The organism is Saccharothrix sp. AJ9571 (assembly GCF_021725495.1).
Classification (GTDB): Bacteria; Actinomycetota; Actinomycetes; order Mycobacteriales; family Pseudonocardiaceae; genus Amycolatopsis; species Amycolatopsis magusensis.
The window spans coordinates 6,813,237-6,826,093 of record NZ_CP091382.1 but is presented as its reverse complement, the minus strand read 5'-3'; the positions used below and the strand labels follow the sequence as shown (position 1 = coordinate 6,826,093).

The window sequence follows — 12,857 nt, the reverse complement described above, 5'->3', positions numbered from 1 at the left end:
CGGCATATCGCGAGAAAACCATCGACCTGAACCGCACTGGTCACGGCAGCCAGGCGGTGGTCCGGCCCTTCTCCGCCAGCGCAGCCGGGTGCGGCCGGACTGGCTCTTCCGCAGGAATGGGTCGTCGGCCAGGTCGACGACCATCAGTTCGGCCAGGTCAGCGCTTTCCTCGACCAGTACGGAAATCCCCGCCGCCCTGGCGACCGGCGCCGGGCTGCTCGGAGAGCACCTCACCGGCCGGGTCCGCCCGTCCGGACCCACCCTGTTCAAATGTTCATTTTGCCCAGTTGAACGGCTTCGGATGGCACCGACCGTGCATGCCGTCGACCACACGCATCGTGGAGCCGGTGGACCAGCAGCAGCGGCAGAACCTTCGCCACCGCCGTGCCGTCGCGGCTCGACGAGCAGGTTAGCAATGACGGATTTCACCCCGATAACACTCCAATTTGTGGTGCCGAAGAGCCGCAGCTGGCTCCGGGCCGCACCGCTCCCCGGCGTATTGCCACAATCGATCCGGCAGGCAATGATTGGCACGAAGTGGTCGTTGGAACCGGAAAACAACGTGGTTCAGCGATCTTCGCCGGAGCGAGCGGGGGTATCACCCGCCCTGTCGCAGCACGGTCAGCACGCGGAGATCCACACCGTGGTGAGGAGACCCCCATGGCACCCCCGTTCGGAACCGGCTTGCTGCGCAAGCCGGACACGACGTTGCCGTACCGGCTGGCGCGCTCGGCGCGCACCGTGCAGGACGCGCTGATCCCGACCCCGCAGCTGCGCGACTGGATCGCCGAGCGCAACGCCGCGCAGTTGCACCACGTCGAGCGGATCCCGTTCGACGAGCTGCACAAGTGGCAGTTCGACGAGACCACCGGAAACCTCACCCACGACAGCGGCAAGTTCTTCAGCGTGCAAGGACTGCGGGTGCACAGCGACTACGGGCCGGTGCCGTCCTGGACACAGCCGATCCTCAACCAGCCCGAGATCGGCATCCTGGGCATCCTGGCCCGGGAAATCGACGACGTGCTGCACTTCCTGATACAGGCCAAGACCGAACCGGGCAACGTCAACGGCGTGCAACTCTCCCCCACCGTGCAGGCGACCCGCAGCAACTACACCCGTGTGCACAAGGGCAATCCGGTGCCGTACCTCGATTACTTCCGCCGTGCCGAGGAACGGCTCGTGCTCTGTGACGTGCTGCAATCCGAGCAGGGTTCCTGGTTCTACCGCAAACGGAATCGGAACATGATAGTGGAGGTGCGTGAACCGGTCCCCGAGCACGAGGACTTCCGCTGGGTCACCCTGGGCCAGCTGCACGAGCTGCTGGCCGAAGACAACCTGGTGAACATGGACGCACGCACGGTGCTGTCCTGCATCCCCGGCGGTTTCGAGGGATCCGCATCGGACGATTCGGAGCTGGCCGCCGCACTGGCCCGGTCCTGCGATCCGCTCCCCGGCAGCTTGCACACCACCTTGGAGGTGCGGAGCTGGATCGTCGCGCAGCAGTCCGAGCACCTGGTGCGCGCCGAGCTGATGCCGCTCAACGAGGTGCACCGGTGGCGGTGCGCGCCGGAGGAAATCCACCAGGAGCAGCACAACTTCTTCAGCATCATCGCTGTCGATGTGCGCGGCAACAGCCGCGAGGTCGGCCGCTGGACCCAGCCACTGCTGCGGCCGCACGGCACCGGCATAGTCGCGCTGCTGGTGAAGCGGGTCGACGGCGTGCTGCACGCGCTGATCAACGCTCGGGTCGAACCGGGGTACTTCGACGTCGTGGAACTCGCGCCGACAGTGCAGTGCACCCCGGAGAACTACGAACGACTGGAGGTGGATTACCGCCCGCCGTTCCTGGATGTGGTGCTCGACCGCGCACCGGAGCAGGTGCTGTTCGACACCGAGCTCTCCGAGGAAGGCGGCCGGTTCTACCAGGCCCGCAACCGGTACCAGATCATCGAGGTCGCACCGGACGCACTGGAGGCCGACCTGCCGGATTACCGGTGGCTGGCCTTGTATCAGCTCATCGAACTCCTCCAGCACCGCAACTACGTCAACGTGCAGGCCCGCAGCCTGATCGCCTGCCTGCGGGGGTTGTCATGAGTACGGTGCGCTCCTGCTCGGCCATGCCTGGTGCCGCACGCGCTGCCCGATGAGTGGACGCGGCGCTCTCCGTGCAGTACAAGGAGATCTGGGTGCCCACGAAGGGCTCCCACCAAGAAGGCGCGGATCGCACCAGCCACACCGCGGCGAAGCCCGAATCGTGCGCCCTGCCAGGACGGGAGCCGGATGGAGATCATAGGCAACGGCTTCCTGGCGCGGCACCTGTCCGCGCACTTCCACGACACGCACCCGGACGTCACGGTGATCGCCGCCGGGGTGTCCAGCGCCACCAGCACCGACCTCGCCGCCTTCGATCGTGAGAACGAACTGGTCACCGATGTGCTGCGCCGCTGCCGTCTCACGAGGCGCACGGTGGTGTTCCTCTCCACCGCCTCAGCCGGCATCTACGGTGCGAAGGGCTCGCCCGGAACCGAGGACGGGCCGGTGTTCCCGCGCACCGCCTACGGACGGCACAAGCTGGCGCTGGAACGGGTGTGCGCCCTCTCCGGAACGCCGCATCTGATCATCCGGTTGACCCACGTCATCGGACCCGGGCAGCAGCCGAACCAGCTGCTGCCCGCGCTCACCCGAAGCGTCCTCTCCGGTGTGGTCACGGTGCAGCCCGACGTGTACCGGGACCTGCTGGATGTGCGGCACGTCGCGCCCACGCTGGACGCGTTGCTACGGCGGGAGGTGGGCAACGAAGTGGTGAACATCGCCTCGGGGGCGCCGATCCTGGTGCAGGACATCGTCGACGCGCTGGAGGCCAAGTTGGGCATCCGGGCGGAGCGGCGCGTCGTCGCGGGCCAGCCGGGGCGGACCGTGGTCAGCACGGAGAAGCTGCGCCGCCTGGTGCCGGAGTTCGCCGCGCACGACTTCGGCCCCGGCTACCTCGACGAGCTGCTGGACCGCTACTTGAGCTCGTTCGTGCAGGACGCCCGCGCGCTCAACGTCTGAATCCGAGGTGCCGGGCACCCGGGCCGGGTTCCGCTTCAACTCACCAGATCCCGCAGCTCACCGACCACATCGGACGGTGGTTGCAGCGCGTTGGCCGACTCCGCGAGCTCGCGAGCCGACGTGGTGAACGACGACTCGCCGAGCAGCCTGCTCAACGCCGATTTGATCCGGTCGACATCGGCCTCGTGGTTGGGGATCTCCAGGCCCGCCCCGGAATCGGCGATCCGGCTCGCCACGGTCGACTGGTCGAAGCCGCAGGGCAGCAGGAGCTGCGGCACGCCGGAGACCACCGAGGTCATCGTCACCCCTCCGCCGCCGTAGTGCACCACCGCGTCACAGCCGAGGAGCACCAGGCTCAGCGGCAGGTTTTCCCGCACGTGCACGGTGTCCGGCAGCGGGCCGGCCTCGGCGGCATCGCTGGGGGTGGCCAACAGCAGCACCTCGGCTCCCAGCGCGGTCGCCGCTGCCACGACCTGCGACATCTTGTTCACCGAGGGACCGAAGATCTGCGAGGCCGAACGTCCCCACACCACGCACACACGCGGGCGGTCAGTGCGCTCGGGAAGGTCCAGCGGCACCGCGCCCGGACCGTTGTAGGGAATGAACCGGCTGGGCATCCGCTTCGCCTCGCTGAGCGGGCGGATGGCCTCCGGACACGGGTCCAGCACGTAGTCGACGCCGTGGGAGCTCAGCTCGCCGACGCCGTAGCGCTCGAAGGCCGCGCTGAAGTCCAGCGTCGGCTTCTCGGGTTTCCCCGGGTTCCCGCTGACCGGGTTGTACTGGTCTCCCGTGCTCCACGGTCCCCACAGCTGCAGCACGTCCGGCACGCCGGTGACCTTCGCGGCGAGTGACCCTTCCAGGCTCGCGATGTCGTGCACCACCAGGTCCGGCCTCCACGAGCGCGCATACGCCACGGCGGCGTCGGTGTTGTGGGTGGCGTTCTCCAGCATTTCGGGCGAGAATTTCTCGTACCAGGCGGCGAAGTCGAACGTCTCGAAGTCCACCGGTTCCGCGGTGTCCGGGTGCAGCGGCGGATCCGGATAGGGCCAGGCGCCGTGCATCGCCAGGAGCAGGTTGACCAGCCGTGCGCCGCGCATCAGCGCCGTGGACACGAACACCGGCACCGGGGTCATCCCCGCCCGGGTCAGCGGGTCCACATCGGTCCCGCTGCACAGCACCTGCACGTCGTGCCCGGCCGCGCGCAGCGCCCAGCCGAGCGGGACCATCGGGAAGTAGTGCCCCGGCCACGAGGACACCACGAACAACACGCGCATGCGCTTTCTCCGTTTCGTGTGATGCCGCGCATCCTCAGTGATCGACACCGCGGCAGGCTCGAATTCTACCGTTCAACCGCTTGAAATGAACACTTGTACGGCAAGGGACAGGAACGCCCACTGCGGAACCGGAAGCACCAAAATGACGACCACGCGCTGCGTCGTCAGAAAACGCTGTGTTCGTCGATCGCTTCCAGCGGGTCGTCGATTCGTTCGGTTTCGCGGAATTCCTCGACCGCCTTCCGGCAGGCCGGGATGTAGTAGTCGCCGATGATGACTAATCCACCGGTGGAGAGCTTGGGGAGCCAGGTTTTCGGTATCGGGTCGTCGCCGTAGACCGTGTTGGTGACCACCTGCTCCAGGAGGCCGGGGTACAGCTGACCGCTCGATTCCATCTCCGCCCCCTTCTTCCGACAGCTCGACCGCAACGATCGCGAACCCGATGGCGTGCACGATACCGCCGGTGCCCGGGTGTGGGAACGCCCGAACAGCCTGCCTTTACCAGGGGCCGGTCCGGTGGGTAAGCTCTGCCCGAAATGGTGGATACCGAACTCCAACGGCATACCGCTCAGCTTCCTCGTTCTTCGGCCAGGTGCCGAGTGCCCGTCGCATTGTCACAACCGGGCCCGTCTTCAACGAGATTGGGTGAGTGCACCACGACCCGGCCGAACGGGAGACCGCGAAAATGACCGCATTGCCCGATCAAGCACCCCAGGTGAAGCTCGGCCGGTCCGCGCTGCGCACTGGAAGGCTTTGGCTGGGCACGGTGAACTTCAGCGGGCGCGTGGCGGACGCCGACGCGATGCGCCTGCTGGACCACTGCCGCGATCGGGGGATCAACTGCGTCGACACCGCCGACATCTACGGCTGGCGGATCCACAAGGGACACACCGAAGAACTCGTCGGGGCCTGGCTGGCGCAGGGCGGCGGACGTCGCGAGGAGACGGTGATCGCCACGAAGGTCGGTGAGCCGATGAGCGACGGGCCCAACGACCGCGGCCTGTCCGCCCGGCACATAGTCGCGGCGTGCGAAGCCTCGCTGCGCCGGCTGAAGGTCGATTGCATCGACCTCTACCAGATGCACCACATCGACCGCGCGGCCGCGTGGGACGAGGTGTGGCAGGCCATGGACCTGCTGATCTCCAGCGGGAAGGTGTGCTACGTCGGCTGTTCCAACTTCGCCGGCTGGCACCTCGCCGCCTGCCAGGAGCACGCGCTGCGCCGGAACGCGCTGGGCCTGGTTTCGCAGCAGTGCCTGTACAACCTGGCGGTCCGGCACGCCGAACTCGAGGTGCTGCCCGCCGCACAGGCCTACGGAGCCGCGGTACTGGCGTGGTCACCGCTGCACGGCGGCCTCCTCAGCGGCGCGCTGGAGAAGATCGAGGCAGGCACCGCGGTGAAATCGGCACAGGGCAGGGCGCAGAGATCGCTGCCCGACCTCCGGTCCTCCGTCGGCGCGTACGAGGAGTTCTGCCGGAGGATAGGCGTTCCGCCCGCGGAAGTCGGCCTGTCCTGGGTACTTTCCCGGCCGGGCATCAGCGGAGCCGTCATCGGGCCGCGCACCCCGGAGCACGTCGACTCGGCGCTGCGAGCGGCCGCGACCGTGCTCGGCGAGGAGGAACTGGCCGAGCTCGACGCCATCTTCCCGCCGGTGGGCCGCGGCGGTCCGGCGCCCGAGGCCTGGTCGGGCTGACCCGGCGCCGCCGGCTGCTCAGACCACTTCGAGGTCCGGCAGCGGGAAGACCAGCCTGCCACCGCCTGCCAGGAACTCGCGTTCCCGTTCGACGAACCCGTCCCGGTAGATCCACGGCAGCACCAGGAGCTGGTCGGGACGGCGCGAGCGCGCCTCCTCCTCCGAGACGATCGGAATGCCCGTACCGGGGGTGAAGGTACCGGTCTTCTCCGGGCTGACCTCCCCGATGCAGGGCAGGTGTTCCTCGGTGAGCCCGCAGTACTGCAGGATGACGTTCCCCTTGGTCGACGCACCGTAGCCCAGGGTCAGCCTGCCCTCGGCGGCCGACAGGTCGAGGAACTCGCACAGCTGCTCGCGCTGTCGCCGCGCACGCCGCGCGAATTCCTCGAACGGTTCCGACGAAGCCAGGCCCGCGGCCGCCTCCTTGGCGCGGAACCCCGCCAGCGCGGCTTCGTCCGGGCGGTGCGGACCGGTGTCCTTGGCCAGCACCACGCAGAGGCTGCCACCGTAGACGTCGGTGACCTCGGCCGAGATGACCCGCAGCCCGGTCCGCTCGGCCATCCACTCGATCTGGCGCAGCGCGTAGTATTCGAGGTGCTCGTGACACACGATGTCGTAGGCGCCGCTGCTCAGCATCGACGACAGGTAGCTCATCTCCAGCAGCCAGACGCCGTCATCGGCGAGGATGTCCCGCACCTCCCGCATGAACCGCATGGGATCCGGCAGGTCGTAGAACATGGCGACCGAGGTGACCACCTTCGCCCGGCGGTCGCCGAGTCGCTGCTCGAACGCTTCCCTGGAGAAGAAGTCGGCGACCAGCTCGACCTTGGGTGGGTAGTACTCCCGGAACTTCTCGCCGACCGGGTCGAACCCGACCAGCAGCGGCCCGTCCGGCGGATACGCGCGCAACAGCGTCGAGTCGTTGCTGCCGATGTCGACCACCACGTCTCGCGGTCCGAGCTCCACGATGCCGGTCACCGTCTCCACCTTGCGCGCCAGGTGCCGCACCATGAACGGGCGGATCCCCGACCGGTAGCCGTAACCGTCGTGGTACATCAGCTCGAGCGGCGGCTCATGGCGCAGCTGCACCAGCCCGCACCCGGGCGGCGAGCACCGCACGAGTTCGAGCGGGAACGAGGGCACCACCTCGTCCCGACTGCGCGGGAAAACTCCGGTAAGCGCCTGCTCACCCAGCTCGAGCACGGAAACGAGTTCGCGGTTCCCGCAGATGCGGCATCCATTGATTTCCACCAGGACTCCAGATTCGTGAGTTGAGCTCAGCGCCCTCGATAGCACTCGGTCAGTCGTTCCACGGCCGGGACGACCTCCGCGGGGTCGGAACGCCGTGCTCCAGCACCGCTCGGCCGGCGGCCGGAAGGAACCGCCTCGCCGTACGACGCGACCGTGCGGCCGGTGGTGCTCCGACCCACGCGGGAGCGGGGTACAGCGCGATCAGAATCCGCACTCGAACTCCCTCGATGCCGGACGAATTATTCGTCCACAATGTACTAATCGGGGCCAGAGCCGACGGGTTACCGGAGTATTGGCGAGAATACGCGGTACGGGGAGAACGCGGAAGCCGTCGGACTGGCCCGCGAGCTCGGCGGCGGCCGGCGGGCACGGGTGCCGCCGTGCACGCCAGCTCGTCGGCCGCCTCGGCTTCCACTGTGGACCGGGAGCCGCCGGCTGGTGGTGCGCTGGAGCACCACCGCGACGGGCGGTTCGCCTTTTGATCGGGTTGGCCGTGCCCGCGGATCTGGTTAACGTGGCCGACGCGCCGCAAACCCGGCCGGAGAGGATCCCGTCCCAGATGTCAAGAATCACCGAGAGCAGTTCCTGGATCCGGCGTTTCCACCCGGCTCCGGACGCGCCCGCGCGACTGGTCTGCTTCCCCCACGCCGGTGGTTCGGCCAGCTTCTACTTCCCGGTGTCGCAGGCGCTGTCGGGCAGCCTGGACGTGCTGAACCTCCAATACCCCGGCCGCCAGGACCGGCGGCACGAACCCTTGATCGACGACATCGCCGAACTGGCCGACGAGCTGACCGGTGTCCTGCGTCCCTGGCTGGACCGACCGGTGGCCTTCTTCGGGCACAGCATGGGCGCGATCCTCGCGTTCGAGGTGGCCCTGCGCCTGGAACGCGAAGCCGGCCCCCGGCCGGTGCGCCTGTTCGCCTCCGGTCGGCGGGCGCCGTCGACCCACCGGGACGAAACCGTGCACCAGCGTGACGACGAGGGCGTTCTGGCCGAGATGAAGCTGATGAGCGGGACCGACGCCCGCCTCCTCGGCGACGACGAGGTCCTCCGGATGATCATGCCGGCCATCCGGGGCGACTACCGGGCGATCGAGACCTACCGGGCGCAGCCGGATTCGGTGGTGAACTGCCCGATCGACGTCCTGGTGGGCGACGACGATCCGAAGACCACCGTGGACGAGGCACGGGCCTGGCAGGAACACACGACCGGCGGCTTCGACCTCCGGGTGTTCACCGGCGGCCACTTCTTCCTGGCACACCACCAACAGGAGATCAACGCGCTCATCCGGGACCGGGTGGCGGGCGGCTAGTCGCTGTGCAACCGCGGAAATCGAGCAGTTGCACAGCGCTCCCGCTGGACGTCCGGATTGTACCCGGCCCCTCTTCTTTCCGGCAGCTGATTGTCGGAAAATCACGACCTTGTTTAGTTCACACGCAGGCCGGGTGCGTTTTGTTCTAGAGTTTCTCTAGCCAAACCGCTAGGGGGCGTCGGTGATTCACCCACCTTTCGAGTTCGGCGTACTGGGGCCGCTGGAGTTGCGTGCCCAAGGTGCGCCGGTGCCGGTCAACGCGCCGAAGCAGCGGGTCGTGCTCGCGGCGCTGTTGCTGCTGCGCACGAACCGGGTCGTGACCCTGGGCGAACTCACCGAAGTGGTGTGGGATGGCGGCACGCCCGCCCAGCCGACGACCGCGTTGCGCGTCTACATCATGCGGCTGCGCCGCCTGCTCGGGCGTCCCGAGATCATCCGGACCACGCCGACCGGGTACCTGCTGGAGGTCCCGGACCAGGCGCTGGACCTGCACCGCTTCCGCGACCTCACCGGCCGCGCCGGGCGGAAAGCGGCGTCCGGCGAACTCGAACGCGCCGTCCGGCTGTGGGACGAGGCCCTGGCGCTGTGGCGGGCCGAGCCCCTGTTGGACGTGCCCTCGGATGCCCTGCGCCGGTCGGAGATCCCGCAACTGGTGGAGATCCGGCTCCGGGCCGAGCGTGAGCGGATCGACGCGAAACTGCGCTTGGGCGAGCACCACGAGGTGATCAGCCATCTCCGCACGCTGACCTCCGAATACCCGTTGCGCGAACAGTTCTGGCACCAGCTCATGCTCGCCCTGCACCGCGCCAACCGGCAAGCGGAGGCGCTCTCCGCGTACCGCACGATCGCCGACGCGCTCGCCGAGAAGCTGGGGGTCGAGCCGGGCCGGGAACTGCAGGAGCTGTTCCACGCCATCCTCAACGGCGATCCGGACCTCACGGCGCCGGCGGCGGGAGCCATTCCGATCCCCCGGCGTCCCGAACCCGCCCCGGCCGTGTCCCAGCTGCCCCACGCCCTCGGCCGTCTCGTCGGGCGATCCGCCGAAATCTCGCAGATCAGCGAGTTGCTGGAGACCAGCGGGAACAGGGCGGTGCCGGTGGTCACCGTGTCCGGCCCGCCCGGCGTCGGCAAGACCGCGCTGGCCGTGCGGACGGCGCACAAGCTGCGTTCCCGCTTTCCGGACGGCCAGCTCTACGTCGATCTGCGCGGCTACTCGGCCAAACCGGCGCTCGCGACCGCCACCGTGCTCGCCCGCCTGCTGCGTGCGCTCGGCATGCCTGCCGAAAAGATCCCGGTGGGAGAAGAGGAGCAGATCGCCGCATACCGCGCAGTGCTCGCCGGTAAGCGGGTTCTGGTCACCCTGGACAACGCCGCGTCGGCCGACCAGGTCCGGCCGTTGATCCCGGGCGAGCCGGGATGTGCCGTGCTGATCACCAGCCGGCGCGAGCTCCGCCCCCTCGTCGCACTGGACGGCGCCCACCTGGTCCGGCTCGACGTACTCGATCCGAAGGCTTCGGTGGCCCTGCTCGGCACGCTCCTCGGCGAGCAGACCATCCGGGACCAGCCGGAAGCCGCCGCCCGGCTGGCCGATCTCTGCGGTCACCTGCCGCTGGCGCTGCGGATCGCGGGCGGCAACCTGGTGGGCCGGCCCCGGCCCGACATCAGCGCCTACAACCGGTCCTTCGCGGGCGGGTTCCTGGCCCAGGCGCTGACCGTGGAGAACGACGAGGACATCGCGGTCGACCGGGCGTTCGACCTTTCCTACGCCGGGCTGGAACCCGAAGCCCGGACGATGTTCCGGCTGCTCTCGCTGGTGCCGGGCGCCGATTTCACCGCCGAGGTCGCCGCCACCCTCGCCGACTTCACGCTCGCCGACACGGCGCGCACCCTGGAACAGCTGGCCGGGGCGAGCCTCCTGAAGCGCGTGCCCGGTGGCCGGTACCAGATGCATGACCTGCTCAGGGACTACGCGGCTCGGTGCGCGGAGCCCGGCGACGATCCGGACTTCCGGGCGCGGGCGCAGGCTCGGTTGTACGGCTGGCACCTGCGCACCGCGGACCGGGCGGTCCGGACGCTCTACCGCGAACTCCCCCTGTTCACCCGGCCACGCCCGGCCGCCGCCCCGGGAGCACCGACTTCCCGGCGGCGTGCGGACGCGCTGCGCTGGCTCGATGCCGAGCGGGCCAACCTGGTGGCGATGGTGGAGCACTGCGCCGAGAACGGCCCCGCCGAAGTGGCCTGGCAGCTCGCCGAGACGCTGGCCGCTTACCTGAGCGTCACCGGTCATCACGTCGACCTGGTGGCCACGGCGGCGGCCGGCCTGCGTGCCGCTCGCCGGGCGGGCGATGCCGCCGCCGAGGTCGCCATGCTGCTCCCGCTGATCCGCGAATGCCAGGTGACCGGCGATCTGGCGGCGGCGCAGCGCTACCTCGCCGAAGCGCTGGACGAGGCCAAGACGAGCACCTCCGGGTGGCCGATGGTGCTGGTCCTGGACGGAAGCGTCCGGCTCGACCTCGGCGAACTGGACGCCGCGCACGCACGCTTTCGTCAGGTCATCGAGCTGGCCGAGACCCGGCCGCGGGTGCCGACCGTGCGCCTGAACGCGCTGCTGGGACTGGGTTACGTGCACGTGCTGCGCGGCGAGTTCGCCACCGTCCTGCCGCTCCTGGAGCCCGCGCGGGAACTGGCCGAGCAGACCGGGGCGACGATCCAACTGGTGGAGACCCTGCTCCTGATCGGGCGCTGCCAGCTGGCACTGGGCAATCCCGGGCTCGCGGCCGAGTACCTCCGTGAGGCGTCGTACCGGGCGAAGGCCTCCGGAACGCACTACCACCGTACGGAAGGTCTCGGCCTGCTCGCGATCGCACTGCTGGAGGCAGGCGATTCCGCCGACGCCGCCGCCACCGGCGAACGGGCCCTCGCGTCCGCCGTGCGACTGGGCAATCCGCGCACCACGGCCAACGCCTGGAACGTCCTCGGGACCGTCCGCCGCCGGATGGGTGAGATCGACGAAGCCGTGCACGCGCACGAGAACGCGCTGGAGCACTCGACCCAGAGCGCGGCGCACCACTACGGCATGCTCGAAGCGCTCCTCGGGCTCGCCCGGGCACACACCGAAGCCGCGCGCCACGAGGACGCGTTCGGCCACGCGTCCTCCGCCCTCACCGGCGCTCGCGACAGCGGCTACCGCTACCACGAAGGCGAGGCGAATCGGATCCTCTTGGAACTCCCGCCCCACGCCGTGCCGCAGCCGCTCCGCTGAGGGCGCGGGACGGACCGTCGTGAGCGGTTGAGCCGGGGTGGTCATCAGGCCCATGAGCAGTGAGGGCCGAAACGACCGACAGATACATCAGTACCTCGTACATTCCGGGTGCCTTCCTTTCACCGGCCGCGCCGGGCGGGGGTTCACGGGACCGTCCATTACGGACAGATCAGGACGGGCGGAAGACTCCCGCCATTCTCGCGAATAGACTAACCAGACGGTTCTCGAGTCACAAGAACGCGATGTTTTCCAGTCGATCCCACCGGCCGGAATAGCCGTTGAGGCGATAGATTGGGCGCATGGCCACTCAGATCACCGTTACCGAAGAACTGCTCGACTACGTCCGGGAAATTTCCGGATCCGAGGACGAAGTGCTGGCCGAACTCCGCACTGAGACAGCCGGATTGCCCGGCGGAACGGCCATGCAGGTGCTTCCGGAGGAAGCACGATTGCTGGCGCTGCTGGTGCGGTTGACCGGCGCCACCAGAATTCTCGAAATCGGCACTTTCACCGGGTACAGCACGCTGTCCATGGCCCGCGCGCTCCCCGCCGGCGGGCGGGTGATCACCTGCGACCTCAATCCGAAATGGGTCAAATTCGCGAAACCCTACTGGGAACGGGCCGGCGTCGCCGACCGCATCGAACCGCGGATCGGTGACGCGGGCGCCAGCCTGGACACGCTGGCCGACGAATCGGGCGCGGGTGGTTTCGACCTCGTCTTCATCGACGCGGACAAGGCGAACTATCCGAAGTACTACGAGAAATCCATCGGGCTGGTCAAGCCCGGCGGCTTGCTCGTCCTGGACAACACGCTGTTCCTCGGCCGGGTGATCGATCCGGCTTCCGACGATCCGGACACCAACGGCATCCGCGAGGTCAACCAGCTCATCCGCAAGGACGATAGGGTGGAGATCTGCGTGCTGCCGCTCTCCGACGGCGTCACCCTCGCCCGCCGCAAGGACGCCTGACAGAGGGGTCGTGAGTGGACAGACCGGTCAGAACCGGTGGAAGCAC

At 68.6% G+C, this 12,857-nt stretch carries 9 protein-coding genes; 6 read left to right on the top strand and 3 right to left on the bottom strand.

Features of this window, described 5'->3' with window-relative positions; all coding sequences use genetic code 11:
• The first annotated feature begins 660 nt into the window (after positions 1 to 660).
• Together L3Q67_RS31665 and L3Q67_RS31660 are read left to right on the top strand one after the other, a co-directional pair.
• Complete coding sequence (locus L3Q67_RS31665) at positions 661 to 2,094, top strand: NDP-hexose 2,3-dehydratase family protein (RefSeq protein ID WP_499185096.1); 1,434 nt, start codon at positions 661 to 663, stop codon at positions 2,092 to 2,094.
• A 186-nt stretch (positions 2,095 to 2,280) separates the two neighbouring features.
• On the top strand, positions 2,281 to 3,051 hold the full coding sequence (locus L3Q67_RS31660; RefSeq protein WP_499185095.1) for an NAD-dependent epimerase/dehydratase family protein: 771 nt from the start codon (positions 2,281 to 2,283) through the stop codon (positions 3,049 to 3,051).
• 35 nt (positions 3,052 to 3,086) lie between these two features.
• Here the strand turns inward: L3Q67_RS31660 and L3Q67_RS31655 are convergent, their stop codons facing one another.
• Both L3Q67_RS31655 and L3Q67_RS31650 read right to left on the bottom strand, forming a co-directional pair.
• On the bottom strand, positions 3,087 to 4,325 hold the full coding sequence (locus L3Q67_RS31655; RefSeq protein WP_499185094.1) for a glycosyltransferase family protein: 1,239 nt from the start codon (positions 4,323 to 4,325) through the stop codon (positions 3,087 to 3,089).
• Positions 4,326 to 4,489: 164 nt separating this feature from the next.
• Positions 4,490 to 4,720: a TylF/MycF/NovP-related O-methyltransferase gene (locus L3Q67_RS31650; protein WP_499185093.1), complete on the bottom strand. Its 231-nt coding sequence runs from the start codon at positions 4,718 to 4,720 to the stop codon at positions 4,490 to 4,492.
• Positions 4,721 to 5,010: 290 nt separating this feature from the next.
• On the opposite strand from L3Q67_RS31650, the gene L3Q67_RS31645 reads away from it, so the two are divergent.
• Positions 5,011 to 6,018: an aldo-keto reductase family protein gene (locus tag L3Q67_RS31645; protein ID WP_499185092.1), complete on the top strand. Its 1,008-nt coding sequence runs from the start codon at positions 5,011 to 5,013 to the stop codon at positions 6,016 to 6,018.
• An 18-nt stretch (positions 6,019 to 6,036) separates the two neighbouring features.
• Here L3Q67_RS31645 and L3Q67_RS31640 read toward each other — a convergent pair whose 3' ends face one another.
• Complete coding sequence (locus L3Q67_RS31640) at positions 6,037 to 7,269, bottom strand: class I SAM-dependent methyltransferase (RefSeq protein ID WP_499185091.1); 1,233 nt, start codon at positions 7,267 to 7,269, stop codon at positions 6,037 to 6,039.
• A 559-nt stretch (positions 7,270 to 7,828) separates the two neighbouring features.
• Between L3Q67_RS31640 and L3Q67_RS31635 the strand changes: the two genes are divergently transcribed.
• The 3 genes from L3Q67_RS31635 (at position 7,829) to L3Q67_RS31625 (ending at position 12,811) form a co-directional block, all read left to right on the top strand.
• The gene (locus L3Q67_RS31635) at positions 7,829 to 8,581 is read left to right on the top strand and encodes a thioesterase II family protein (RefSeq protein WP_499185090.1); all 753 of its coding nucleotides are present in this window, start codon (positions 7,829 to 7,831) and stop codon (positions 8,579 to 8,581) included.
• Positions 8,582 to 8,762: 181 nt separating this feature from the next.
• Positions 8,763 to 11,843, top strand: a complete 3,081-nt coding sequence (locus tag L3Q67_RS31630) for an AfsR/SARP family transcriptional regulator (protein ID WP_499185089.1) — start codon at positions 8,763 to 8,765, stop codon at positions 11,841 to 11,843.
• Between the two features lie 299 nt (positions 11,844 to 12,142).
• A complete protein-coding gene (locus L3Q67_RS31625; protein ID WP_499185088.1) occupies positions 12,143 to 12,811 on the top strand; it encodes an O-methyltransferase in 669 nt (222 codons plus the stop codon).
• Positions 12,812 to 12,857 lie beyond the last annotated feature (46 nt).